The following is a 24,429-nucleotide window of genomic DNA, read 5'->3' as shown; positions in this document are numbered from 1 at the left end:
CGGTCTTCGGTCGCCGACCGCCGTGACACCCGGCCCGCCCGCCGCGACCGGCCGTTCAGGCGAGGGCCAGGCCCGGGTCCGGGTCGGGGGCCGGCACGGGGGCCGGGATCTTGTACTCCTCGGTGAGGGTGGTCATCGGGCCGGGCCAGGTCGCCTGGGCCACCTCGATGGGCTTGCGGGTCTCGTCGAAGGCCACGTGCAGCAGGTGCAGCACCGGGGTGTCGGGGCGGATCTGGAGGATCTCGGCCTCCTCGCGGCTGGGCTGCCGGGCGCTGATCGTGTCGGTCGCCGAGGCGTAACGCTTGCCGAGCACCTCCTCGGCCTCCTGATAGAGCGGCCGCCCGAACGCCTCGGCCCGTTCGAGCGAGGTGCCGCTGACGTCGGTCACCCGGAACCACGAGGCGCCGACCTCCACCGCGGCGTCGTCGGCGCGCACGATGTGCCGGCGGACGAGCATCTCGGTGCCGTCGCGCACGCCGAACGCGTCGGCCACCTCCGGCGGTGCGGCCTCACGCCGTACGGAAACCAGTTGCTGCCGATACCGGGCGGCGAGGTCGGCGTGATACCCCCGGTGCGCGCCGTACCGCCCGCGCGAGAGCCGGTTCAGGCGGCGCCGCGTGCCCCGGACGTATGTGCCGGAGCCCGGCTTGGTGATCAGGATGCCCTCGACCCGCAGCTGGTCGACGGTCCGCTGCACGGTCTGCTTGGCGACGCCGAACATCTCAGCCATTGCGGGAATGCTCGGCAGGCGTTCCCCCGGCTGCCAGTCCCCGCGCCGGATGCGTTCCTTGAGCTGACTAGCGATCTGCCGATGCGGAAACTCCGCCGCCCCCGGATTGATCGTCATGCCGACCCCCTAGACCCTAGGTTCCTAGGATGCCTTACGCGCTGTGTCGCAGCTCGCAGCGACACGCCCCAACGAACGCCGCGCGCGATGGCTGGAGTGGCCGACAAGCCCAGCGCGTCCGGTTTCTGATCTTCAACGAGCGGCACGCGAGCAGCGCTGTGATGCCTTGCTTCTGGACGAGTCCGCTCGCGTTTCGTGCACCGGCCGGGACGGCCCGTTACGCGTTCAGCGGGCCCCGTCGGCCCGCGGCTCGGCGGCCTGGCGTGGGGTCAGGCGGATCACGGGGAGTTCGCGGTCGGTCTTCTTCTGGTATTGCGCGAACCGGGCCGAGCTGGACGTGATGCCGCGCCAGGCCGACTCGCGATCGGCGCCGGTCAGTTGCTCGGCGGTCACCGGGATCGCGCCGTTGGCGAGCTCGATGCGTACCTGGTCGGGGTGGGCGGCGAGGTTGTGGAACCAGGCGGGGTTGCCGGCCGCGCCCGCCGCGGACGCGACGATCAGCCAGCTGTCGGGGCCGCGGTCGCCGGGGAAGTAGGTGACCGGGTTCTGGCGCTCGGCACCGCTCTTGCGGCCGATGGTGGTCAGCACGAGGGTGCTCGACCCGGCGCCCTTGCCGCTTCGGATGCGGCGCATCATCAACCGATTCATCCACGCCAGCAGGCGGCCGCCGGGCTGCCGTGCGCCGCGTGTGCCCCGACGGGTCTCGAACGCCATGTCTGCTCCCTCGCCAATAAAGTTCATGCTGTGAACCAAAGTAGTTCACGGCGTGAACTTGAGCAAGGCTTACGATGTCGGCGTGGACAACCACGGGTTCGGCAACGCGCTGGTCGCGCTCTCGATCGTGATTCAGCGGCGGTTCGTGCAGATCTGCGGCGACCACGACCTCACGCCCGCCCAGGGGCAGCTGCTGTGCAGCGTCAAAGACCGGCCCCGGCGCATGGCCGAGCTGGCCGCGGCGATGGGCATGGCGAAGAACGCGCTCAGCCAGCTGGTCGACCGCACGGAGCGCCGCGGCCTGGTTCAGCGGGAAAGCCCCGGCAGCGACCGGCGCGTGATCACGCTCTACGCGACGGCCGAGGGCAAGCTGATCGCCGACGCGCTCTACGTCGACATCGCCGAGCGTCTGCCCGACATCGCCGGCGACCTCAGCCCCGACGACCAGCAGGTCTTCCGGCAGCTCGCCACCGCGATAGCCGCCGCGCGCCTGCCCAACTGCCCGGCCTGCTGACAACCGGCCTCAACTGCCCGGCCTGCTGGCAAACTGCCCGGCCTGCTGGCAAGCGGCGCGGCCTGCTGGCAAACTGCCCGGCCTGCTGGCAAGCGGCCCGGCCTGCTGGCAAGCGGCCCGGCCTGAGGGGTCCGTTACCAGGAGCCGGCTGTGGGACCCGCGGAACCGCCGCGGCGGCGCAGGTACTTCTCGAACTCGCTGGCGATCTCGTCGCCGGTCAGCGGCTGGATTCCCTCGTCGCCGACCCGCTCCTCGAGTTCGCGGACGTATTCACCCAGCTCGGCGTCCTGCTCGGCCGCGGCGCGGACGCGCTTCTCCCACTCGTCGGCCTCTTCCGCCAGGTCGGCCAGCGGGACGGGCAGGTCGAGCACGTCCTCCAGGCGGCTCAGCAGGGCCAGCGTCGCCTTGGGGCAGGGCGGGTTGTTGGCGTAGTGCGGCACGTGCACCCAGAACGACAACGCGTCGAGGTCGGCGCGGCCGGCCGCCTCGTGCAGCACGCCGACGATGCCGGTCGGGCCGTCGTAGCGGGTGGGGACCACCTTGTATTTGTCCTGCGCCTCGCGGTCGTTGGCCGAGCCGCTGATCGGCAGCGGGCGGGTGTAGGGCACGTCGGCCAGCAGGGCGCCCAGCAGCACGATCCGGTTGACCTCGAGGCTGTGGCAGACCTCGAGCACCTGCTCGCAGAAGGTGCGCCACCGCATGCTGGGCTCGATGCCGCGGATCAGCACGACGTCGCGGTCGGCGCCGGGCGGGCTGGCCACGGTGAAGCGGGTGGTCGGCCACTCGATCTTGCGCGTCTCGCCCTCGGCCATGGTGATCGTCGGACGGCTGACCTGGAAGTCGTAGAAGTCCTCGGGGTCGATGGTGGAGATCTCGCGCGCCTGCCACACCTGCTCGAGGTGTTCCACGGCCGCGGTCGATGCGTCCGCCGCGTCGTTCCAGCCCTCGAAGGCGGCGATCGCCACGGGGGAGCGGAGCACCGGGAGGCCGTCGAACTCAGTCATGGGTAACAGCCTACGTGCGGCCGTGCGGCGCCACCCGTCGGCCGCGCCGCGCCGCGTACACCGCGGGCGCGAGCACGGCTGCGCAGCGCAGGTTGCGGTAGTGGCCCTCGTGATCCAGCCCGTAGCCGACGATCAGGCCCTCGCCGACATCGAAACCGACGTACGTGGGGGTGCCGGCCTCGACGTGGGCGGTCTCCGGCTTGCGCAGCAGGGCGCACACCGTGATCGAGGCCGGTTCGCGCTGGGCCAGGTTGGCGATCAGCCACGACATGGTCAGGCCGGTGTCGATGACCCCGTCGACGATCACGACGTCGCGCCCGGTGATGTCGATGTCGAGGTCCTTGAGCAACCGCACGGAGCCGGACGCGCGGTTGCCGGTGCTGTACGACTTGGCGGCCATCCAGCCGATCTCGACCTGTGCGGGGTAGGCGCGGGCCAGATCGACCGTGAAGGTGGCCGCCCCGCCGAGCACGCCCACGAGCACCGGCGTACGGGAACCGAAGCGCTCGTGCAGTTCGGCGGCGAGCTCGCCGACCCGGGTGAGAATCTGTTCCTCGGTCAGAATCACGCTCTCCAGGTCGTCCGCGACATGACTGGCGTCCACAGGCTTGGCTCCGTCCGTTTTGTAGCCGACGTCCTTTGCGGGGTGTTCAACTTCTAGTAAGGTCCGCGCGGTTGATCGTTCACGTTTTCGGTAAAAAGCAGGAGTTCCTGGATGACTCAGCGGTTCCCACTTGAAGTGATCCGCGATCGCACGTACAAGCAGCGGGACGCTTGGTGGACCGTCGGCCTGGTCGACCCGCTCGCCTCCCGCCTGGTCTGGCTGGTCTCGCCGTGGCGTGCGGTGACGCCCAACCGGCTGACCGTTCTGGCCTTCGTCGTCGGTCTCGGCAGCGCCTACTCGTTCTGGCGTGCCGACTACCCGTGGCTGCTGCTCGGGGCCCTGCTGTTCCACCTCAGCTTCGTCCTGGACTGCATGGACGGCAAGATCGCGCGCCTGAACGGGACGGGTTCGGCCTTCGGGTCATGGCTCGACTACGTGTTCGACCGCCTGCGGGTGGCCGCGTGCGCGGTCGGCCTGTTCGGCGGGCAGTACGTGGCGACGGACAACCGGACCTACCTCTGGGTCGGCGGCGTGGTCGTCTTCCTCGACATGTTCCGCTACCTCAACGCGCTTCAGATGGGCAAGGTGCGCGCCGACCTCAACCAGGGCACGGTCGTCATGACCGACGAGGACGCGCCGTCCGGCCCGGTGGTCGTCGCCGAGGCCACCGGCAACGAGTCCGCGGTGTGGCGCCTGCGCAACTTCCTGGTGCGGCACCGGATCCGTCCGCACCTGTTCAGCGGCATCGAGTTCATGATGTTCGTGTTCATCCTCGGTCCCGTCGTCCAGCAGATCATCGCGGTCGCGATCCTGTCGTCGGTGCTCATGGTGGCGTTCGAGCTGCTGCTGATCTACCGCCTCTACGCGTACACCCGGGCCAAGGCGCGCCGGCCCGAGGAGCAGCGCGTGGCGGTGCCCGCCTAAAGGACGCCGTCCATCACGGTCACTTCCGGCAGGGCGGCGAAACCGGTCCGGGTGTAGAGCTCGATGGCCCGTACGTTGTCGGTCTCGGTCTGCAGTGAGAGGCGGTGCGCGCCGCTGGCGCGCGCCTCCTCCGCGACCGCGGTCAGCAGCGCCCGCGCGACCCCGCGGCGCCGGGCCGCCGGCCTCACGTAGAGGTCACGCACCAGCCACACCGTGCGGAGAGTGAGCGCGGCGGGCACTACCGCGACGGTGCAGATGCCGTCCGCCTCGCCGGCCAGATACACGCGGGCGCGGGCCGACTCGATCTGTTCGCGCAGCCACGCGCCCACGGCTTCGGGGGCCGGGTTGGCGCCGTAGTGCTGGCGGTACTGGTCGAGCAGGCCGGCCGCGGCGTCGATGTCACCCAGGCTGTCCAAGCGCGTGACGGTCACCCCCTCATAATTGCCCACAGTCACCACCAATCAGGGCATAATCCCATCGTGACGCACATCGACGAGGTGCTCGGACCCGACGACGACACGGTGACGTTCTTCCAGCCCCGCGCGATGGCCTTCGTCACGATGCTATGGGTCGTAGCCGCCGTCTGGATCACGTCGCTCGGCCTGTTCACCCTGCTCCGGCTGGCCGCCGGCGACACTCCCACGGCCGGCGACCTGGTCCTGTACATCGAACTGGCCCTGATCGTCCCCGTGGTGGTGACCGCGCTGATCCTGCTGACTGTCTGGAACCGCCTCGGCTGGCTGCACAGCTCGATGCGCGGCCTCGACTTCGCCGCCACCGGCCGCCGTCCCGTGCACATTCCGTGGGCCGGCATCGGCGAGGTGGCGCTGCGTTACCGCGGCCCCTTCACCGAACTGCTCATCACCCCGGTCGACGACGACTTCGCCGAACCCCTGCACGGCACCGGCCGCCCCCCGCGCACCCGCCGCCGCAACGGTCAGGTGGTCTATCTCGTCGATGTGGGCCTGATGTCGCCCGCGCCCGAGGTGCTGCTGGCCGAACTGCACCGCAGGTTGCCCGCCAAGGTCTAGCTCGTATCCAAGATCAAGTTCAAGGGCCGGCTGTCGTGGCGGGGTGGTGGGTACGGACCGCAACTCACGTCGAGGGCCCGGGCGAGCCGAGCTGGGCGCCGGCGCGCCCATGACGCTCGGCCCACCCGGGCGGCCTGAGTGAGCGGTTGCGCCCAACAGCAAACCCGATTTCGCGCGGCCTCCCGAAGGCAACTCACGATCGAGCCGGCCTGTGGACGAACCGCTGTGGGGTCATCACACCTGTGGACGGCGTGCCCGGCCCTGCTTGACAAACGCGTAGCTTCAGCCCGTTCCCCTGGGTGGGCGGGGGAGGCGGTGGCACCCCGGGCAAGATCGAAGCTGGTCGCATGGTCAGGGGTGCTTGACCGGGGTGGGGGCGGCGGCGAGGCTGGCGGCATGGGGGCGCAGATTCACTCCGTGCCGGCGGTGGTCTCGGAGGAGCCGTGCGAGGTTGCGGTTCGGGCCGTGCCGGGGTGGCTCCGGCCGTACGTCGTCGGGCTGTCCGGGTTTCGGTCGGGGTTGGGGCGGCCCGTCGCTCATCTGGTGCTGCCGCTTGCCTCCACGACGGTGATCGTCGACTTCGGATCGCCGTCGGGGCTGGTGTCCGGGGCTCGGGAGGCGGCTACGACCCGTGGTGACACGTGGTGGGGACACGGCGTCAGCTTCGGGCTCACGCCGTTGGGGGTGGGGGTGCTGTTCGGAGTGCCCATGCGGGAGCTCGGCGGTGGCGCAGTCGGTCTGGCCGATTTGCTGGGGCCCGCCGCCACGGAGCTGCCAGGGCTGCTGGGTGCGGCTCCGGGATGGAAGCAGTGCTTCGACCTTCTGGAGGCGGTGCTCAGCTCCGCGATTCTCCAGGCGGAGCTCGCGGACACCGGGCGCCGGCGGGCGAACGGACTCGCCCCGGTGGCCACGTCGACGTCGGCCGGGCGAGACATCGCGGCGATCGGGACCCGCATGGTTCGCGGCCCTGCCGTGCGGCCGGATCCGGCGGTGACGGAGGCCTGGTGGCGGCTTCAGCGGGGCGACTGCCCGCGGATCGGGGTGCTCGCGGACGAGTTGGGGGTCGGCCGGCGGCGGCTGGAGCGGGGGTTCCGGCAACACATCGGGATGTCGCCCGCCAAGGTGGCGCGAATCACGCGCTTCCAGCGGGTGGTGGGCCGGTTCGGGGCGGGTGCGGCGCCGGCGGAGGCCGCGGCCGGGAGCGGTCTGGCCGACCAGTCGCATCTGGCCCGCGAAACCCGCGCGCTGGCCGGGATGACGCCGTCCGCGCTGGCCGCCCATCTGCGGACGCCGCCGGTCGTGGTGTCGCAATCTTCCAAGACGGGCGGGGCGAAACGGGCCTAGCGTGCCGGCATGACGCTGACGGGCAGAACCGCGCTGGTGACCGGGGGATCACGGGGTATCGGGCGGGCGATCGTCGAAGAGCTGGCCGCAGCCGGGGCCCGGGTCGTCTTCACCTACCGGCAGGACGAGGCAGCAGCCGCCGAGGTCGTCGCCGAGGTGCCCGGCACGACGGCCGTGCGGGCCGACCAGGAAGACCTGGGCACGCTGGACGCGATGTTCGACCCGGTCCGCGACGGCCTCGACATCCTGGTCAGCAACGCGGGCATCGCCACCGCGGCGCCGATCGACCGGCTCACGCCGGCAGAGTTCGACCGGGTCTTCGCGGTGAACACGAAGTTTCCGCTGTTCGCCGTCCGGGAGGCGGCGCCGCTGCTGCGCGACGGCGGCCGGGTCGTCACCATCTCGACGCTCAACACTGCCTGGCAGGCGCCGGGCCTCGCCCTCTACTGCGCCAGCAAGGCCGCTCTGGAGCAGATCACCGCGGTCGCGGCGCGCGAGCTCGGCCCGCGGGGGATCACCGTCAACGCGGTCTCGCCGGGCGCCACCGACACCGACCTGCTGCGCTCGGCCAACCCGCCGGAGGCGCTCGAGACCGCGGCGGCCATGACCGCCCTCGGGCGTCTCGGCCGGCCCGCCGACGTCGCCGCCGTGGTCGGCTTCCTCTGCTCGCCGCAGGGCGGCTGGGTGACCGGCCAGAACATCCGGGCCACCGGCGGTCTGATGATCTGACCCGGCGGCCCGGAGCCCGTGGCTAGATGATCGCGCGGATGACGACGATGCCGAAGAAGACGATGAGGAAGGCGACGTCGATCGCGGCCCCGCCGAGGCGCAGCGGCGGGATGACGCGGCGCACCGGGGCCAGGATCGGCTCGGTGACGGTGTAGACGCCCGACATGAGGCGCGCCCGGAAGCCGCCGGCCTGGGCGGGGCCGGCCAGCACGGTGCTCCAGTCGAGCAGGGCCCGTGCGACCAGCAACAGCTGCACGAGCAGGAGGACGAAGTCGACGAGAGCCAGAATCAAGGGGTACCTCCGGTACCGAAAGAAGTGACCCCTCTACTGTGCGTCGACCAACTGTGCGATCGCTGTGTGGTCTCTGCGAGGAGTCGGCGGACCATCTCGTGCATCGACCGCTGCTCGTCGTCGTTGAGGACTCCGTCCAGCATTTCGGCCACGGCGGCGTCATAGGTGACCGTGGCGGCGGCCAGGCTCGCCCGGCCGTGGGGAGTCAGGGCGATCAGGCTGGCCCGCCGGTCACCGGGGTCGGCGGCGCGGTCGATCAGCCCGGCCGCGCGCACCCGGTCGGCCAGCTTGCTGGCGCCTCCGACGGTGATGCGCAGCACGCCGGCCAGGTCGCCGATCCGCCGGGGTTCGCCGTCCTCGAGCGCCAGCAGCGTCTCGAAGGACGACAGCGGCAGGTCGTGCTCCCGCTTGAGGCGGGCGTCGACGTGGTCCCAGAGCATGATCTCGAGCCGGATGAGGTCGTTGAGCCATCGCACGCGCGGGGTCACCGGACCAGATTACCTTCCGCGGAATTAGATTCCATGGAATGTTGTTGACCGGGGCATGAGAGCCATCGTTCTGTCCGAGCCCGGTCCCGTCGAGAACCTCCGGATCACCGAGCGGCCCGTGCCCGTGCCGGGCCCGGGTGAGGTGCGCATCCGGGTCGAGGCCTTCGGCATCAACCGCTCCGATCTTCACCTGCGTCTCGGGTACGCCGAGGGCGCCCGGCTGCCCATCGTGCCCGGCATCGAGGCGGTCGGCGTGGTCGACGCCGCCCCGGGCAGTGATCTGGCGCCCGGGCAGCAGGTAGCCGCGATGATGGGCGGCATGGGGCGGACCTTCGACGGCGGCTACGCCGACTACACGGTGGTGCCGCGCGCCCAGGTCGTGCCGTTCCGGTCGGCGCTGCCCTGGCGGGTGCTCGGGGCCGTGCCGGAGACGCTGCAGACCGCGTACGGCGCCCTGACCACCGGCCTCGACCTGCGGGCCGGGCAGACGTTGCTGATCCGGGGCGGCACCTCGGCCCTGGGCTACGCCACTGCCGCGCTGGCCCGCGACCTCGGCGCCACCGTGCTGGCCACCACCCGCCGGCCCGCCCGCCTGGCCGAACTCGAGGCGAACGGCGTCGACCATCCGATCCTGGACGACGGCGCGGTCGCCGCCCGGGTCCGCGAACTCGTCCCGGACGGGGTGGACGCGGCCCTCGAACTGGTCGGCACTCCGACGCTGCCGGACACGCTGGCCGCGACCCGCGTGCACGGCACGGTGTGCTTCGCCGGGATGCTGAGCAACGAGTGGACGATCCCCGACTTCTATCCGATCGGGTACCTGCCGACCGGGGTACGACTCACGGCGTACAGCGGAAACGCGGCCGACCTGCCGGAGCCCGTGCTGCAGGATGCGCTCGACCGCCTGGCCGCCGGCGCCCTCACGCTGGGCCCGGTGACGGTCTATCCGTTCGAGCGCGTCCGTGACGCCCACCGCGACATCGAGCAGAACCGGATCAGCGGCAAGGCGGTCGTCATCACGGGTAGCGGAAAGTAGTCAAGCGTTCGACGTATGGCAATCTTCAGGGCCGGGGTCGATGATGGCGGGAGGTTGATACGACGAGGAGGCGCCCATGCCGGACGTGGTTGTCATCTCCGGCCACCCGAGTCCCGCCTCGCGGACGTTGCGGCTGGCCACCGCGCTGGGGGAACGGATCTCCCGGAGCCGGGGCGGCGGCGCGTTCGTCACGGTCGACGTGGCCGAGCTGGGACCGGGGCTGCTCACCCCGGACGACGGCGCCACCGGCGCGGCGCTCATGGAGGTGCAGGACGCCGCGTTGCTGATCGTGGCGACGCCGACCTATCGCGGCACGTTCTCCGGGGCGTTGAAGGTGCTGCTCGACCAGTTGCCGGCCAACGCTCTGGCCGGGGTGCTCGCCGTTCCGGTGGTCACGGCCGAGGTGCAGTCGCAGGCCGAGACGGCTGAGGCGTTCCTGGCCCGGCTCCTGCGCGAGCTGGGCGCGGACGTCGTCGACTTCGGACTGACCGCGACCGTGGCCGAACTGGCCGATCCGGCGGCGACCGCCGATCAGTACACGGCAGCGCTCATCGCTTGACACCGGTACGTTGACCCGATGCGCGAACGGGGCACGGTCTTCGGCGAGGTGGCGGACGAGTACGACCGGATCCGGCCGGGCTATCCGCCCGCGCTGGCCGAGGAGCTGCTGGCCGCGGCCGGTCCCGGTCCCGTCCTCGAGGTCGGCGCGGGCACCGGCAAGGCGACCCGCCTCTTCGCCCGTACCGGCGTGGACCTGACCTGCGTCGAGCCCGACGAGCGCATGGCCGACGTGCTGCGGCGCAACGTGCCGGGCGCCACGGTGATCACCAGCACCTTCGAGGACTGGCAACCCCCGTCCGCGTACGGGCTGATCGTGAGCGCCCAGGCCTGGCACTGGGTCGACCAGGACCGTCGTGCCGACCTGGCCTTCGATGCGCTCGCGCCGGGCGGTCTGTTCGCGCCGTTCTGGAACGTCTTCCTGGTCGCCGACCCGGGGCTGCACGCCGCCCTGGCCGAGGTCGACGCCCGCCACGGCCTGACCGATCAGACGGCCCATCGCCGGAGCGCCGCCGCCCAGCTTCCGCTCGGCCCGTTCGAGCAGGAGTGGTCGGAACTGAACCTGACCGACGGCCGCTTCACCGAGCTGCGCAGCCTGCGGTACGAGTCGGCCCTGTCGTACAGCTCGAAGCTCTACCGCGACTACCTGCTGTCGACCTCGCTCTACCGCCTGCTCGACCCGATCACGGCCGAGATCGCGCTGGACGACACGACCGCCGTCGTCGACGCGCACGGCGGCACGATCGACTTCGTCATCCACACCGACGTCGCGCTGGCTCGCCGGCCCTAGGTCGGAGCCAGCGTGTGGGTCCGGCCGAACGCCACCGCCACGCCCGGCGAGTACAGCACGCTGACCGGCGGATCGGACGGCTGAGGCAGTCCGGCCGCCCCGATGAGCGTGTCCGAGAGCGACAGCAGCTCGGCGCGGTGCAGCGGCCACGGCGGGTGCTCGTTGGCCAGATGGCGGGTGCGGCCCCAGGCCGTCGTGTGCAGGCCCCAGCGGGCGGTCAGGAAACATTCCAGCGGCGTCGGCTCGGCGATCGGGCCACCCACCCGGATCGCCATCGCGCTGCCGGCGGTGCGCGGGCCGGGCCAGCGGCGGCGCGACGAATAGGTCAGCACGTCGCCCGAGCGCGTGATCCGCATGCGCGCCCACATGTACGGCAGCCGAAGCGACACCCGGGCGGTCAACACCGGCAGCAGGCGCTCCGCTTCGAGAGACCGGAAGACCACCGCCCGGCGCCCCCGCGCATCGACGCTGTAGAGGCGCACGTTGGTCTCGGCGAACGTTCCCAGGTACGGCACCCCGGGCCCGGAGAGGAAGCCGACGCCCTCCATCCGGAAGCCGATCAACCCGACGTAGGTGACGCCGTCGAGGGTGTCGGGCACCGTGCCCGCCGGTAGCAGCGGGGCGACCACAGCCGGGTCGACCGGCCAGTGCAGGAACGCCAGGTCGGTCCAGCGCTGCACGAGCACGGACCGCCGCACCGGCCGCGGCGTGCTGACGGTGACCGCTTCGGCGTTCAGCACACGACCTCACTGACGGCGTCGTCCGTGCGCCCCGCGAGCGATACGCGTCTCATGCCGCCGAAGTTACGCCTGCCCACGGGCGTCTGCCGGGACAGTGATGGAGTTAACCGCCGCGCGGTACCGGTCCCACGGGGGACAATGGGAGCGACGCTCACCTCGAACGACGGAGGCTCATCCTGAACGCGCGACGACCGGCCGCGGTGCTCTTCGACATGGACGGAACGCTGGTGGACAGCGAGAAGGTGTGGGAGATCGCCCTGCACGAGCTGGCCGTGCGGGCCGGGGGCACGCTCTCACCGGCCGCCCGGCACGCCATGATCGGCAGCAGCATGGCGAACAGCATGCAGATCTTCCGCGACGACCTCGGCCAGCCCGACCGTCCCGAGGCGCCCGACGTCGAGTGGCTGACGAGCCGGGTGTTCGAGCTGTTCGGCGCGGGCCTGGTGTGGCGTCCGGGCGCTCAGGCCCTGCTGCACGCTGTTCGATTCGCCGGCCTGCCCACCGCCCTGGTCACCTCGACCGGCCGCCGGCTGGTCGAGGTCGCCCTCGAGACGCTCGGCCGCGAGAACTTCGACGTCATCGTCTGCGGCGACGAGGTGGCGATGCCCAAGCCCGACCCCGAGCCCTACCGGGCCGCGGCCAAGCTGCTCGGCGTCCCCATCGAGGACTGCGTGGCCATCGAGGATTCCCCGACCGGTGTCTCCAGCGCGCTCGCCTCGGGCGCGGCGGTGCTCGCCGTCCCGTCCGAGCTGGAACTCCCGCCGACCGACGGGGTCCACCTCCGCACCTCGCTGGTGGGCGTGGACCCCGACTACCTGGCCGACCTGCTGATCCATCGCGGGCTGCTGGAGCCTTCCTAACCGTCGCCGCGACGGGGGTTGGGTGTCGGGCCCCGGCTGACGGGCCACTCCGGCGGGGCGAAACGGTCGGTGCGCTTGCGCAGTCCGGCGCGCAGGCGGCGGCGGACGGAGTTCTCGAGTCCGTAGCGGTTGTCAGGCAGCATCTCAGGCAACCTTCCTGTCGGTGGCGCGGTGCAGGTGGATGTCGCCGCTGGCGGTGCGGACGGTCAGTTCGACCGCCGGGCCGTCGGCAGCGGGCGGGGCGACGCCCTGCTGGGTCAGGTCGGTGATCGTCCGGCCGGATGCGGTGCTCACGTCGAGCCACACGCCGGCGCCGGCCTCGATGCCGACCTGGACGTCGCCCGAGGCGGTCTTGATCTCACTGCGGCCCTCGCGGAGGCGGCCGATCCGGACGTCGCCGGACGCGGTCGAGACCCGCAGCCGCCCGTCGACCGCGTCGAAGCGCATGTCGCCGCTCGCCGACTTCGCGCTGACGTCACCCGTGACGTCACCGACCCGGATGTCGCCGGACGCGGCGCCGATGCGCAGGGAGCCGCCGACGCGGCCGACGGACAGATCGCCGCTGGCGCTGTCGAGGGCGGCGTCCCCGGCGATCTCGTCGATCTGGACGTCGGCCGAGGCGACGTCGAGCTTGACCGTCTCCCAGGAGCCGGTGGCGGCGACGTCGGCCGAGGCGCTCTTGCCGGCGAGGGAGCTGCCGGCGGGCACGCGGACCGTGATGGCCAGCTTCGGCGTGCGCCGCAGCGACCACGAGACGGCGCCGCGCTCCCCGATGACCAGGGTGTCGCCCTCGAGCAGGACGGGCGTGCTCTCGGCGGCCTCGCGGCCGCTGTCCTTGCCGTCCATCGGTTCGACCGTGACCTGGATGTCGTCGCGGTCCTCGGCGTGGAGCCGGACCACGCCGTTGCGGGCGTGCAGGGCGACGGTGACGGGCTGAGGGTGCGGGAACTCGTACATGCGGGGTCTCCTTGAAAAAGGGCATGAGGGTAGGCAAACCCCTCACCGAGGGGCAGGGTCAAGGGGGAAGCGGCTCAGGCCTGGAAGTAGCCCGTCACGCGCTTGGGGTTGCGGCCACCGCCGCCGCCCGGGAAGGGCGGAGGCGGGAACGGCGGGGGCATGGGCGCGTTGACGGCCGCTGTCACCGCGCGCACCAGCCAGGCGTTGACCGAGATGCCCTCGGCGGCCGCGGTCTGCTCGACGTGGGTCTTGAGCGACTCGGGCATGCGCAGGGTGAGCCGGGTCAGGTCGCCGTCGGGCGGCACGGGCGCTGCCGGCGGGGCGGGCGGGGCCGGTGGCTGGGGCGGCTCGGGAGCGTGGTGGTTGACCACCAGGTCGGCGTCGCGACCGCGTAGGCGCACCTCGACGCTGGCGTCGGGCAGCCGGGTGGTGATCTCGGCCGCCGCGTCGGACAGCGCCTCGAGCAGCGCCAGGCGGGCGGACGATTCGAGTGAGTGCCCGAGCAGCTCGGCTGCCCGCGTGGTCTCCGGGCCGGCCGGCGCCGCGGCGGCCTTCAGGTCCGCCCGGAGCGTTTCGAGGTACGGCGTCAAGTCCATGACACCACTATGGCGTCACCTATGACGTCAGTCAAGAGCTGGCGTGCCGTCATCCTGACATCTCAGGGTCGACCCTGAGAAACCCCTGGGTGCTTCCCGTACCCGAATCTCCGCGTACGAGTACGCCGCTGGGCTGACGTCATCACGCTGTCACACCGAAACACTGGCCCCAGCAGAATCCAATTCCAGGGGGCTTGACAATGATCGGGACGAACGCGGCACGCGCCGACGATGTCTGGAAGGTCTACGGCAAGGAAGAGGCGCGTGTGGTGGCTCTGCGCGGGGTGAGCGCCAGCTTCGAGCGCGGAAAGTTCACGGCCATCATGGGCCCCTCCGGCAGCGGCAAGTCGACGCTGATGCACTGCCTGGCCGGCCTCGACACGGTGACCCGGGGCACGGTGCACATCGGCGGCACCGAGGTCACCGGCCTCGGCGACAAGGCGCTCACCCGGCTCCGGCGCGACCGCGTCGGCTTCATCTTCCAGCAGTTCAACCTGCTGCCGACCCTGACCGCGGCCGAGAACATCCGGCTGCCGCTCGACATCGCCGGCAAGAAGCCCGACCCGCAGTGGTGGGACACGGTGATCGGCACGGTCGGCCTGGGCGATCGGCTCGGGCACCGCCCCAGCCAGCTCTCCGGCGGCCAGCAGCAGCGGGTGGCGTGCGCGCGGGCGCTGATGAGCCGCCCCGACGTCATCTTCGCCGACGAGCCCACCGGCAACCTGGACTCCAAGGCCGGCGCCGAGATCCTGGCCTTCCTGCGCAGCAGCGTGCTCGAGCACGGCCAGACCATCGTCATGGTCACGCACGACCCGGTCGCCGCCAGCTACACCGACCGCGTGGTCTTCCTGGCCGACGGCGAGATCGTGGCCGAGCTCGAGAACCCGACCCCCGAGTCGGTGCTCGAGCAGATGAAGGCCGGGGAGGTGCTGGTCTGATGCTGCGCGCGACGCTGAAAAGCCTGCTCGCCCGCAAGCTGCGACTGGTGCTCTCCGGTCTGGCCGTGGTGCTGGGCGTCATGTTCGTCGCCGGCGCCTTCGTCACCACGGACACCCTGGGGCGCACGTTCGACAAGCTGTTCACCGAGGGCTACGCGACGACCGATGTGGCCGTCAAGGCGAAACCGAAGATCGCCGTGTCCGAGATGGACGGCGAGCAGGTCGAGACACCCCTGCCCGCGTCGGTCGTCGACACCGTGCGCCAGGTGCCCGGCGTGCGCCAGGCCACCGGAGTGGTGGCCACCGACGGCGCCCGGGTCATCGGCTCCGACGGCAAGGTCGTGACCAGCTACGGGCCGCCCCGCATCGGCATGAACTGGGTGGGCACCGACGACATCATGGAGATGCGCCAGGGCCGCGGTCCCGACAAGGACACCGAGATCGCGGTCAACGAGGCCGTCGCCAAGGCGGCCGGCATCAAGGTCGGCGACCGGGTGGGCGTGCTCACCCAGCTCCCCAAGAAGACGTTCACGCTGGTCGGCGTGTGGGGTTACACCGACAACCGGGACAGCATCGGTGGCGTCCAGGAGGTCGCCTTCACCACGCCGGTGGCCCAGCGCCTGATGCTGGGCGAGACCGGCGTCTTCACCCAGGTCACCGTGCGCACCGACGACGGCGTCGAGGCTTCCGGCGTACGGGACCGGATCGCGACCCGGATGGGCAGCGGCTACGACGTCAAGACCGGCGAGCAACTGGCCGCCGAGAGCTCCGCGCAGTTCAAGGAGGCGCTCGGGTTCTTCAACAACATCCTGCTCGGCTTCGCCGGTGTGGCCCTGTTCGTCGGCACGTTCCTGATCCTCAACACGTTCTCGATCATCGTGGCCCAGCGGACCCGCGAGCTGGCGCTGATGCGCGCGCTCGGCGCCGGCCGCCGCCAGGTGATCAACTCGGTGCTGATCGAGGCGCTCGTGATCGGCCTGATCGCGGCGGTGCTCGGCCTGGGCGCCGGCGTCGGGGTGGGCGCGTTGCTGGTCACGCTGTTCGGCTCGATGAGCGGCGGGCTCGACCCGGCCCCGGTGGGCGTGCCGCTCGCGGCGATCCTCAGCTCGCTGATCGTGGGCGTGGTGGTGACCGTGATCGCGGCGGTGCTGCCCGCGCTGCGCGCCTCGCGGATCTCACCGATCGCCGCCATGCAGGACGTCGCCACTCCCGACCGGCCGCTGACCAAGGTCACCATCACCGGCGCGGTCATCGGCGCGGCCGGCGCCACGATGCTCGGCGTCGGCCTGTACGGGACGAGCTCGTTGTGGCTCATCCTGGCCGGCGTGCTGGTCACGTTCATCGGGGTCGCCCTGCTCACGCCGCTGATCTCCAAGCCGGTCGTGTCCGGGCTGGGACGGTTGTTCTCGTGGTCGGTGCCGGGCCGGTTGGGCCGGCTCAACTCGGGGCGCAACCCGCGGCGTACGGCGATCACCGCGGCCGCCCTCATGGTCGGCATCGCTTTGGTCACCGGCGTGACGGTCGTGATGGACTCGGCCAAGTCGAGTCTCGTGGCGCAGGCCGAGAACACGGTCAAGGCCGAGATCGTGATCGGCGGCGACCAGAACGGGCCGCGCCCGCCCACCTTCGACGATGCGGTGCTGGCCCAGGCGACCGCAGTGCCCGGCGTGCGGTCGGCGGCCGGCGTCTGGAACGACCAGGCGCTCGTCAACGGCGAACGCACGTACATCAATGCCACCGACAACCTCGCCAAGCTGTCCGACGCGTTCGGGCAGACGACCCTGCCGGCCCTGAAGCCGGATCAGCTGGCGGTGAGCACCCAGGAGGTCGCCGAGCACGGCTGGGCCGTCGGCAGCGTGCTCAAGGTGCAGCTGCCGCGCGGGGAGGAGCGCAGTTACACGATCGTGGCGACCTACGACGAGGACGCGATGCCCGGCAGCTACCTGCTGCCGCTCGCCGCGACCCGGGACTTCGGCCTGACCCAGCCGATCCTCGGCTTCGTGCGGCTGGCCGACGGCGCCACCATGGCCCAGGTGCTGCCACAGGTCAAGGCGCTGGTGGCGGACAGCCCGGAGGTCAACGCGACCGACCGCAGCAGCTACATCAACCAGCAGGTGGGCATGTTCGACACGATCATCACGATGGTGCAGGTGCTGCTCGGCCTGGCGATCCTCATCGCGGTGCTGGGCGTGGTCAACACGCTCGCGCTCTCGGTGCTGGAACGCACCCGCGAACTGGGCCTGCTGCGCGCCGTCGGCCTGGGCCGGGCTCAGACGATGCGCATGGTGACGGTGGAGGCCGTGGTCATCTCGGTCTTCGGCGCCCTGCTCGGCGTGGTCGTCGGCGCCGGCCTGGGCTCGGCCGTGGTGCAGGCCCTGGACGGCGAGGGCATCACGGACCTGGTGCTGCCGTGGACCCAGATGGGCCTCTACCTGGTGCTGGCCGCCCTGGTCGGCATCCTGGCGGCGGTGCTGCCCGCGATCAAGGCAGCCCGCCTCAACGTCCTGGCCGCCATCGCCCACGACTGAGGCTTCGTGATCGATTCCGGCCCGTGGCCCCGAGGTCGCGGGCCGGAACCGATCAGGCGCCCGGCTTGACCAGGCCGGTCTCGTAGGCCAGCACCACGGCCTGGGTGCGGTCGCGCAGGCGGAGCTTGGTCAGGACGTGGCCGACGTGGGTCTTGATCGTCGTTTCGCTGACCTGCAGGGCGGCGGCGATCTCGGCGTTGGAGTGGCCGCGGGCCACGTGGACCAGGACCTCGCGTTCGCGATCGGTCAGGGCGTCCAGCTTGGACGCCGTGGTGGTCTCGGGAGCGGGCAGGGCCTCAGCCACGCGGACGAGGATGCGGTTGAGGACGGCCGGCGTGATCACGGCGCCGCCGGTGGCGATGGCGCGGACGGCCGCGACGAGCTCGTCGGCCGGGGCGTCCTTGCACAGGTAGCCGGCGGCCCCGGCGCCGATCGCGGCCAGCACGTCCTCGTCGGTGTCGTGGTCGGTCATGACCAGCACCCGCACCGGCAGGCCGGCCCGGGCGACGGCCCGCGCGACACCCAGACCGTCGATCCGGGGGAGGGTCAGGTCGGTGATCAGCACGTCCGGCGACAGCCGCCGGGCCAGCTCGACCGCCTCGCCGCCGTCACCCGTCTCGCCGGCCACCACGATCTCGCTGCCGCCCGGCGCCGCGGCGGTGAGCACGGCGCGCAGGCCCGAGCGTTGCATGGGGGCGGCGTCGGCCAGCAGGACGCGCAGTGGACGCGTCGTGCCGGTCGAGGATGCCGGGGTCACCGGAGTGCCGGCGGGCTGGTGCGGGGCATGGCGGCCACCCTAGGGGGTCAGGCCAGGCGGTCGTCGTCGACGGGGCCGGACTGGGGCTGCTCGGTGCGGGTGACGGGATAGGGCGGGGGCGTGCCGCCGAATTCGGGGCAGACCGCCTGGTGGCTGCACCAGCCGCACAGGCGGCTGCGCTTGGGCAGAAACGTCTGGTCGCGCTTGGCGCGCTCGATGGCCTGGGAGAGGGCGACCAGCGTGCGCTCGAAGCGTTCCAGCTCTTCGGCGTCGGGGCTGTAGTCGCAGATCTCGGTGTCTTTCAGGTAGACCAGGCGCAGCACGCGGGGGACGACGCCGCGGGTGCGCCACAGCACCAGCGCGTAGAACTTCAGCTGGAACAGGGCGCGGCCCTCGAAGGCCTCGCGCGGGGCGCCGCCGGTCTTGTAGTCGACCACGCGCAGGTCGCCGGCGGGGGAGACGTCGAGCCGGTCGATGTAGCCGCGGATCAGCAGCTCGTCGTCGACCAGGGTGGACACCAGGGTCTCGCGCTCGGCGGGCTCGAGGCGGCGCGGGTCCTCCAGCGCGAAATAGCCGGGCAGCAGCGCCTGGGCGCTGGCCAGGAAAGCCGCCAGCCGCGCCGGCGAAGCGGCCGAGGGGTCGACGCCGCCGGTCGCGTCGGCCTCGGCGTCAGCCGCCGCAGGATCGACGACGACGTTGCCGGGGGTGATCGGGTGGCCGGCGGGGTCGATCAAGGCGGGCGGCTCGGTGGCGGCGGCGAAGATCTCGGCCAGCTCGGGCTCGTCGGCGAGCAGACGCTGCCAGGACGGGGCGACCAGGGCGGCCGCGGCCTCGGGGGTGCGCTCGGCGGCGGGCAGGTCGAACAGCGCCTCGAGCACGGCGTGGACCAGCGTGCCGCGTACCTGGTCGGCGGTGGGCTGCTCGGGCAGGCGGTCGATCGTGCGGAAGCGGAACAGCAGCGGGCAGGTCTTGAAGTCGGCAGCGCGCGACGGTGACAGCGAGGGACCCGTGTGCGGGGCCGGGGAGTCAGCGGGCGAGACCGTCGGTGCTGTCATGGGGAAAAGGCTAGGGCAGGGGTACGACAAAACGTGCTCCGGGACTTCCCAGTTCGACTCCGTAGCATCAACGCCGTGAATGACAGCGCGGCGGGCAGCAACGGAGCGCGGCAGCGGGGCCGGACGGGACGCGCCGCGCGTCCGGTGGGCCGCGTGCTCGGCATCCCGGTCTTCGTCAACGGGTCGATGATCCTGCTCGCGGTGCTGGTCACGGTCGTCTACGGCAACTACGTACGGGGCCGGCTCGACCTGCCCGGCCCGGTCGCGTACCTGGTGGGCCTCGGTTTCGTGGTCTGCCTGCTCGGCTCGGTGCTGCTGCACGAGCTGGGGCACGCGCTCACCGCCCGCCGCTTCCGGATCGGCGTACGCGGAATCACCCTGGAACTGCTCGGCGGCTGGACCGAGATGGACCGCGACGCGCCCACCCCGCGGGTCGACGCGCTGGTCAGCCTGGCCGGCCCGGCCGTCAGCCTGTTCCTGGGCGGGATCGCCACGGCCGCGTTCCTCGTGCTTCCCGACCGGACGATGGCCGGCCAGATCGCGTTCCAGCTGGCCGCCAGCAACATCCTGGTGGCCCTGTTCAACGTGCTGCCGGGCCTGCCGCTCGACGGTGGCCGGGCCCTTCGCGCCGGCCTGTGGGCGATGCTCAAGGACCGCAACCGCGCCACCGAGGCGGCCGGCTGGGCGGGCCGCCTGATCGCGTTCGGCACCGGCATGACCGCGTTCTGGTTCTACCGCCTCGGCACGATCACCCTGCTCGGGCTGTTGTTCGTGCTGCTGGTCGTGTTCACCCTGTGGCAGGGGGCCGGCCAGTCGATCCGGCTGGCCCGGATGACCCGCCGATTCCCGCTGGTCGACCTCGGCCTGCTGGCCCGTCCGCTGCTCACCGTGCCGGCCGGCACCCCGCTCGGCGAGGCCCAGCGCCGCCGCTCGGAAGACCCGAGACCGAACGTGGTGCTCGCCGTGTCGGACTCGGCCGGTAATCTCACGGCACTGGTCGATCCGGTCGCCGCCGAGCGCGTCCCGGTCGACCGGCGCCCGTGGGTGGCGGTCGACAGCGTCTCCCGTTCGCGTGACGCCGTGCCCGCGCTGCCGCTGGGACTCAGCGGCGAACAGGTCGTCCGCGCGTTGCAGGCCCACCCGGCCGCGCAGTACGTCGTCACCTCGGGCGAGGATGTGGTGGGGGTTCTGCGGGTGGGTGACGTCGCCCAGGTGCTGGAACCCCGCCGCGCCGGCCCGCCCGTGAAGCAGAAAGAGAAGTAGTGACCATTTCGCCAGTCACCGCCGTCGTCGACGAGTCGCAGCCCGCCCATCGCGGGCCTTTCCGGGTGGGTGACCGCGTCCAGCTCACCGACCCCAAGGGTCGGATGCACACCATCGTGCTCGAACCGGGCAAGTCGTTCCACACCCACCGCGGCGCGCTCGAGCACGACGCCCTGATCGGCCTGCCGGACGGCAGCGTCGTCACCTCCACCGGCAGCACGGCCTATCTCGCGCTGCGCCCCCTGCTCAGCGACTACGTGCTCTCGATGCCCCGCGGCGCCCAGGTCATCTACCCCAAGGACGCGGCGCAGATCGTCGCGATGGGCGACATCTTCCCCGGCGCCAAGGTGCTCGAGGCCGGTGTCGGCTCGGGCGCGCTGAGCTGCTCCCTGCTGCGGGCGGTCGGCACGAGCGGGGAATTGCACTCGTACGAGCTGAGGGACGACTTCGCGGCGATCGCCCGCAAAAATGTCGAATCGTTCTTCGGCGGCCCGCACCCGGCCTGGCACCTGCACTCCGGCGACGTCGCGAGCAACCCCGAGACCGGTTTCGACCGGATCGTCCTCGACATGCTGACCCCGTGGGAGGCGCTCGACATGGTCGAGAAGGCGCTCGTGCCGGGCGGCGTGTTCATCGGCTACGTGGCCACCACGCCGCAGCTGTCCGAGCTGGTCGAGGCGCTGCGCGAACGCGGCGGCTGGACCGAGCCGCGGGCCTGGGAATCGCTGGTCCGCGACTGGCACGCCGAGGGCCTGGCCGTCCGGCCCGACCACCGCATGATCGCGCACACGGCGTTCCTGGTCTCGGCGCGCAAGCTCGCGCCCGGCGTCACCGCGCCGCCGCGCCGCCGCAAGCCCAGCAAGGGCGCCGAGGCGTACGCCCTCAAGCGGGCCGCCCAGGCCGCGCTGGCCGCCGCCGCGGAGCCCGCCGTGGAGCCCGCCGAGGACGCGCCGGACGACCGCTCACCGATCGAATGACGCCTCCTGGCTCGTGGATGTGACGCGGCGCTCAACGTTCGGGTAGCTTCCAGTTCGGCAGTGGCACGGCTCGGGGAGGATCGGGTGGGCGCGATGAGTTCTCCGCCGTTCGGCGGCAGCAACGAGATGCCGGCAGTCTTCCCCGACTGGTCGCCCTACCAGGATCTGGACTCCGCCGCCCGGGCCTACCTGCGCGATCCCGAGGTGGCGCTGGACGCCCTGTTCGGCGTGCTCCGCGGGGCCTCGGTGCTGTGCTTCACGCTCGAGCGCTTCGTCAACGAGGTCAACGGCGTCTGGCAGGAGGTCGTCATCTGCGACGGCAGTCGCCTCGTGCTCTGGCACGGTGAGGATGTGGCGCCCGGCGACGGCCCGGTCGGCTCGATGACCTCGTCGTTGCGGGTGGTGCCGCTGTCCACCGTCACCGAGGTGGGCTGCCGGCGGCGGCTGACCCGCACCTCGAACGGCCAGGCGCGGGTCGACAGCATCGACGTCTACCTGCTGCTGAGCTCCGTCGACGACGCCGTTCCGCCGCCCGGCATGGACGAGGGGGAGTCGCGGGCGACCATCCGCCACGACGCGCTGCGCTTCGGCAAGACCCTCGACGACGGCGGACCCGGACAGATCGCCCGGCTGGAGGAGTTCTCGCGCGTCGTGGCCTCGTTGGTGGGCCGGCCGACCCTGTAGGGCGCGACACACATTTCGCGCAGGTGACTTTTTTCGGCGCTCCGCCGATCCGCATCGACGTGGCTGAGACGAACATCGCCTTCCCGCGAAACGGCTCCGGCCCGGCCGCGCAAGGGTCTTGCGGTGGGGCGTCGGGGCCTCGTCACGGCGGTAAAGCCCCTGATCGGCCGCGATCTGCCGGCCGGCGGCCGCGGTGGGCGCGGACAACGTGTCCGTCCCGGAGCGGAACCCGCCCAACCGTACCGGAATGCACCGACAAACTCCTTGCGCACACCGGCCGAATGGATCAAGACTCGGTGACGAGGGTGTTGCATGGGTCGAAATCCGGTCCGCAGCGGCTAGTGTTATCCCAAGACGTTCGAGCCCCCGGGGAGGTGGGACGTGGCACGCAGCGACGAGGCGGACAACCGCGCCGCACGTTGGGAAAAAGAGGCCAACGATCTCTCCAGCCAGGTCGCGTTCCTTCAGGAGGAACTCGCCCTTGTTCGGCGGAAGTTGACCGAAAGCCCACGACACGTCCGGCAGCTCGAGGAACGGCTCGCGGCAACGCAGGCGCAGCTGGCCCGACTGACCGAGAACAACGACAGGCTCGTGGCGACCCTCAAGGAAGCCCGAGCTCAGATCGTCACTCTCAAGGAAGAGATTGACCGGCTCGCCCAGCCGCCCAGCGGTTACGGCGTATTCCTCACGGCACACGAGGACGGCACCGTCGATGTCTTCACCGGCGGTCGCAAGCTCCGCGTGGCGGTCTCCCCGTCCCTCGAGGTCGAGGAGCTCCAGCGCGGGCAGGAGGTGCTGCTCAACGACGCGCTCAACGTCGTCGACGCGTTCGGCTTCGAACGCAGCGGCGAGGTGGTGACGCTCAAGGAGGTCCTCGCGGGCCCCGACGGCCAGCGTGGCGACCGGGCACTGGTCGTCTCGCACGCCGACGAGGAACGCATCGTCCTCCTGGCCGACTCGCTCGAGATCAGCAAGCTGCGCGCCGGCGATTCGCTGATGATCGAGCCACGGTCGGCCTACGCCTACGAGCGCATCCCCAAGAGCGAGGTCGAGGAGCTCGTCCTCGAGGAGGTTCCCGACGTCGACTACACCGACATCGGCGGCCTGCACTCGCAGATCGAGCAGATCCGGGACGCGGTCGAGCTGCCGTTCCTGCACGCCGACCTGTTCCGGGAGCACCAGCTGCGCCCGCCCAAGGGCATCCTGCTCTACGGCCCGCCCGGCTGTGGCAAGACCCTGATCGCCAAGGCGGTCGCCAACTCGCTGGCGAAGAAGATCGCCGAGCGCCGCGGCGAGGAGAAGCACACCAGCTACTTCCTCAACATCAAGGGTCCTGAGCTGCTCAACAAGTACGTGGGTGAGACCGAGCGGCACATCCGCCTGGTCTTCCAGCGGGCTCGCGAGAAGGCCGGCGAGGGCACCCCGGTGATCGTGTTCTTCGACGAGATGGACTCGATCTTCCGCACCCGTGGCTCCGGTGTCTCCAGCGACGTCGAGAACACGATCGTTCCCCAGCTCCTCAGCGAGATCGACGGCGTCGAGGGCCTCGAGAACGTCATCGTGATCGGCGCCTCCAACCGGGAAGACATGATCGACCCGGCCATCCTGCGCCCCGGCCGTCTCGACGTGAAGATCAAGATCGAGCGTCCGGATGCCGAGGCGGCGAAGGACATCTTCGGCAAGTACATCCTGTCCGACCTGCCGCTGAGCACCGACGACCTGAACGAGCACGGCAACGACCGTGACATGACGGTCGCCGCCATGATCGAGGCAGTCGTGCTCCGGATGTACACGGAGACCGAGGAGAACCGCTTCCTCGAGGTCACCTACGCCAACGGTGACAAAGAGGTCCTGTACTTCAAGGACTTCAACTCCGGCGCGATGATCCAGAACATCGTCGACCGCGGCAAGAAGATGGCCATCAAGGAGTTCCTCACCTCCGGCAAGAAGGGGCTGCGCCTGCAGCACCTGCTCGACAGCTGTGTCGACGAGTTCCGCGAGAACGAAGACCTCCCCAACACCACCAACCCCGACGACTGGGCCCGCATCTCCGGCAAGAAGGGCGAGCGGATCGTCTACATCCGCACGCTCGTCTCCGGCGGCAAGGGCGCCGAGGCCGGCCGCTCCATCGAGACGGCCAGCAACACCGGTCAGTACCTGTAAGGCTCTGTAAGAGACGGTTGTCAGCGCGGGCCGGGG

28 protein-coding genes are annotated in these 24,429 nt (G+C 71.2%); 15 read left to right on the top strand and 13 right to left on the bottom strand.

Features of this window, described 5'->3' with window-relative positions:
* Positions 1–55 precede the first annotated feature (55 nt).
* Positions 56–847: a GntR family transcriptional regulator gene (locus KXC43_RS29270; protein ID WP_221379394.1), complete on the bottom strand. Its 792-nt coding sequence runs from the start codon at positions 845–847 to the stop codon at positions 56–58.
* A 225-nt stretch (positions 848–1,072) separates the two neighbouring features.
* Complete coding sequence (locus KXC43_RS29265) at positions 1,073–1,561, bottom strand: nitroreductase/quinone reductase family protein (RefSeq protein WP_255645021.1); 489 nt, start codon at positions 1,559–1,561, stop codon at positions 1,073–1,075.
* Between the two features lie 82 nt (positions 1,562–1,643).
* On the opposite strand from KXC43_RS29265, the gene KXC43_RS29260 reads away from it, so the two are divergent.
* Entirely contained in the window at positions 1,644–2,075 is a 432-nt protein-coding gene (locus KXC43_RS29260) for a MarR family winged helix-turn-helix transcriptional regulator (protein WP_221379393.1), read from the top strand.
* Positions 2,076–2,209: 134 nt separating this feature from the next.
* On the opposite strand, the gene KXC43_RS29255 is transcribed toward KXC43_RS29260, so the two are convergent.
* The gene (locus KXC43_RS29255) at positions 2,210–3,079 is read right to left on the bottom strand and encodes a PAC2 family protein (RefSeq protein WP_221379392.1); all 870 of its coding nucleotides are present in this window, start codon (positions 3,077–3,079) and stop codon (positions 2,210–2,212) included.
* A 10-nt stretch (positions 3,080–3,089) separates the two neighbouring features.
* Positions 3,090–3,683, bottom strand: a complete 594-nt coding sequence (gene hpt, locus KXC43_RS29250; protein WP_221379391.1) for a hypoxanthine phosphoribosyltransferase — start codon at positions 3,681–3,683, stop codon at positions 3,090–3,092.
* Between the two features lie 111 nt (positions 3,684–3,794).
* Here hpt and KXC43_RS29245 point away from each other — a divergent pair, with 111 nt between their 5' ends.
* The gene (locus KXC43_RS29245) at positions 3,795–4,607 is read left to right on the top strand and encodes a CDP-alcohol phosphatidyltransferase family protein (protein ID WP_221379390.1); all 813 of its coding nucleotides are present in this window, start codon (positions 3,795–3,797) and stop codon (positions 4,605–4,607) included.
* Here KXC43_RS29245 and KXC43_RS29240 read toward each other — a convergent pair.
* The gene (locus tag KXC43_RS29240) at positions 4,604–5,038 is read right to left on the bottom strand and encodes a GNAT family N-acetyltransferase (RefSeq protein WP_221379389.1); all 435 of its coding nucleotides are present in this window, start codon (positions 5,036–5,038) and stop codon (positions 4,604–4,606) included. The genes KXC43_RS29245 and KXC43_RS29240 overlap by 4 nt on opposite strands.
* Positions 5,039–5,086: 48 nt before the next feature.
* Here KXC43_RS29240 and KXC43_RS29235 point away from each other — a divergent pair, with 48 nt between their 5' ends.
* From KXC43_RS29235 to KXC43_RS29225, 3 genes are all read left to right on the top strand, one after another.
* On the top strand, positions 5,087–5,638 hold the full coding sequence (locus KXC43_RS29235) for a hypothetical protein (protein WP_221379388.1): 552 nt from the start codon (positions 5,087–5,089) through the stop codon (positions 5,636–5,638).
* A gap of 396 nt (positions 5,639–6,034) precedes the next feature.
* Positions 6,035–6,982, top strand: coding sequence for a helix-turn-helix domain-containing protein (locus KXC43_RS29230; protein ID WP_221379387.1), 948 nt, complete (start codon positions 6,035–6,037; stop codon positions 6,980–6,982).
* 9 nt (positions 6,983–6,991) lie between these two features.
* Positions 6,992–7,711 (top strand): SDR family oxidoreductase, encoded by a 720-nt coding sequence (locus tag KXC43_RS29225; protein WP_221379386.1) that lies wholly within the window; start codon positions 6,992–6,994, stop codon positions 7,709–7,711.
* Positions 7,712–7,733: 22 nt separating this feature from the next.
* On the opposite strand, the gene KXC43_RS29220 is transcribed toward KXC43_RS29225, so the two are convergent.
* On the bottom strand, positions 7,734–8,003 hold the full coding sequence (locus KXC43_RS29220) for a YggT family protein (protein ID WP_221379385.1): 270 nt from the start codon (positions 8,001–8,003) through the stop codon (positions 7,734–7,736).
* Positions 8,000–8,491 (bottom strand): MarR family winged helix-turn-helix transcriptional regulator, encoded by a 492-nt coding sequence (locus KXC43_RS29215; protein WP_221379384.1) that lies wholly within the window; start codon positions 8,489–8,491, stop codon positions 8,000–8,002. The genes KXC43_RS29220 and KXC43_RS29215 overlap by 4 nt, the downstream gene beginning before the upstream one ends.
* A 55-nt stretch (positions 8,492–8,546) precedes the next feature.
* Between KXC43_RS29215 and KXC43_RS29210 the strand changes: the two genes are divergently transcribed.
* From KXC43_RS29210 to KXC43_RS29200, 3 genes are all read left to right on the top strand, one after another.
* Entirely contained in the window at positions 8,547–9,527 is a 981-nt protein-coding gene (locus tag KXC43_RS29210; protein WP_221379383.1) for an alcohol dehydrogenase catalytic domain-containing protein, read from the top strand.
* 76 nt (positions 9,528–9,603) lie between these two features.
* A complete protein-coding gene (locus KXC43_RS29205) occupies positions 9,604–10,086 on the top strand; it encodes an NADPH-dependent FMN reductase (RefSeq protein WP_221379382.1) in 483 nt (160 codons plus the stop codon).
* An 18-nt stretch (positions 10,087–10,104) separates the two neighbouring features.
* The gene (locus KXC43_RS29200) at positions 10,105–10,875 is read left to right on the top strand and encodes a class I SAM-dependent methyltransferase (protein WP_221379381.1); all 771 of its coding nucleotides are present in this window, start codon (positions 10,105–10,107) and stop codon (positions 10,873–10,875) included.
* Here the strand turns inward: KXC43_RS29200 and KXC43_RS29195 are convergent.
* Entirely contained in the window at positions 10,872–11,612 is a 741-nt protein-coding gene (locus tag KXC43_RS29195) for a YqjF family protein (RefSeq protein ID WP_221379500.1), read from the bottom strand. The two genes, KXC43_RS29200 and KXC43_RS29195, sit on opposite strands and share 4 nt — an antisense overlap.
* Positions 11,613–11,815: 203 nt before the next feature.
* Between KXC43_RS29195 and KXC43_RS29190 the strand changes: the two genes are divergently transcribed.
* A complete protein-coding gene (locus KXC43_RS29190; RefSeq protein WP_221379380.1) occupies positions 11,816–12,475 on the top strand; it encodes an HAD family hydrolase in 660 nt (219 codons plus the stop codon).
* Here the strand turns inward: KXC43_RS29190 and KXC43_RS29185 are convergent.
* From KXC43_RS29185 to KXC43_RS29175, 3 genes are all read right to left on the bottom strand, one after another.
* Positions 12,472–12,618 (bottom strand): hypothetical protein, encoded by a 147-nt coding sequence (locus KXC43_RS29185; protein WP_221379379.1) that lies wholly within the window; start codon positions 12,616–12,618, stop codon positions 12,472–12,474. The two genes, KXC43_RS29190 and KXC43_RS29185, sit on opposite strands and share 4 nt — an antisense overlap.
* 1 nt (position 12,619) lies before the next feature.
* Positions 12,620–13,432 (bottom strand): DUF4097 family beta strand repeat-containing protein, encoded by an 813-nt coding sequence (locus KXC43_RS29180; protein ID WP_221379378.1) that lies wholly within the window; start codon positions 13,430–13,432, stop codon positions 12,620–12,622.
* A gap of 74 nt (positions 13,433–13,506) precedes the next feature.
* Entirely contained in the window at positions 13,507–14,028 is a 522-nt protein-coding gene (locus KXC43_RS29175; protein ID WP_255645020.1) for a hypothetical protein, read from the bottom strand.
* Between the two features lie 200 nt (positions 14,029–14,228).
* Between KXC43_RS29175 and KXC43_RS29170 the strand changes: the two genes are divergently transcribed.
* Entirely contained in the window at positions 14,229–14,966 is a 738-nt protein-coding gene (locus KXC43_RS29170) for an ABC transporter ATP-binding protein (protein ID WP_221379377.1), read from the top strand.
* The gene (locus tag KXC43_RS29165) at positions 14,966–17,494 is read left to right on the top strand and encodes an ABC transporter permease (protein ID WP_221379376.1); all 2,529 of its coding nucleotides are present in this window, start codon (positions 14,966–14,968) and stop codon (positions 17,492–17,494) included. Before KXC43_RS29170 ends, KXC43_RS29165 begins: the two co-directional genes overlap by 1 nt.
* Before the next feature lie 52 nt (positions 17,495–17,546).
* Here the strand turns inward: KXC43_RS29165 and KXC43_RS29160 are convergent, their stop codons facing one another.
* Positions 17,547–18,251, bottom strand: coding sequence for a response regulator (locus KXC43_RS29160; RefSeq protein ID WP_308129305.1), 705 nt, complete (start codon positions 18,249–18,251; stop codon positions 17,547–17,549).
* Between the two features lie 47 nt (positions 18,252–18,298).
* Positions 18,299–19,306, bottom strand: coding sequence for a RecB family exonuclease (locus KXC43_RS29155; protein ID WP_221379375.1), 1,008 nt, complete (start codon positions 19,304–19,306; stop codon positions 18,299–18,301).
* Between the two features lie 153 nt (positions 19,307–19,459).
* Between KXC43_RS29155 and KXC43_RS29150 the strand changes: the two genes are divergently transcribed.
* The 4 genes from KXC43_RS29150 to arc all read left to right on the top strand — a co-directional run bounded on the left by KXC43_RS29150 (position 19,460) and on the right by arc (position 24,393).
* Positions 19,460–20,569, top strand: a complete 1,110-nt coding sequence (locus tag KXC43_RS29150) for a site-2 protease family protein (RefSeq protein WP_438870919.1) — start codon at positions 19,460–19,462, stop codon at positions 20,567–20,569.
* Positions 20,569–21,546, top strand: a complete 978-nt coding sequence (locus KXC43_RS29145) for a tRNA (adenine-N1)-methyltransferase (RefSeq protein ID WP_221379374.1) — start codon at positions 20,569–20,571, stop codon at positions 21,544–21,546. The genes KXC43_RS29150 and KXC43_RS29145 overlap by 1 nt, the downstream gene beginning before the upstream one ends.
* 93 nt (positions 21,547–21,639) lie before the next feature.
* On the top strand, positions 21,640–22,230 hold the full coding sequence (locus KXC43_RS29140) for a hypothetical protein (protein ID WP_221379373.1): 591 nt from the start codon (positions 21,640–21,642) through the stop codon (positions 22,228–22,230).
* Between the two features lie 381 nt (positions 22,231–22,611).
* Positions 22,612–24,393: a proteasome ATPase gene (gene arc / locus KXC43_RS29135; protein ID WP_221379372.1), complete on the top strand. Its 1,782-nt coding sequence runs from the start codon at positions 22,612–22,614 to the stop codon at positions 24,391–24,393.
* Positions 24,394–24,429 lie beyond the last annotated feature (36 nt).

Origin of the sequence: Paractinoplanes polyasparticus, from assembly GCF_019710575.1 — a bacterium.
GTDB lineage: Bacteria > Actinomycetota > Actinomycetes > Mycobacteriales > Micromonosporaceae > Actinoplanes > Actinoplanes polyasparticus.
The sequence above is the reverse complement of the archived record's forward strand: the minus strand, read 5'-3'. Positions and strand labels throughout refer to the sequence as shown.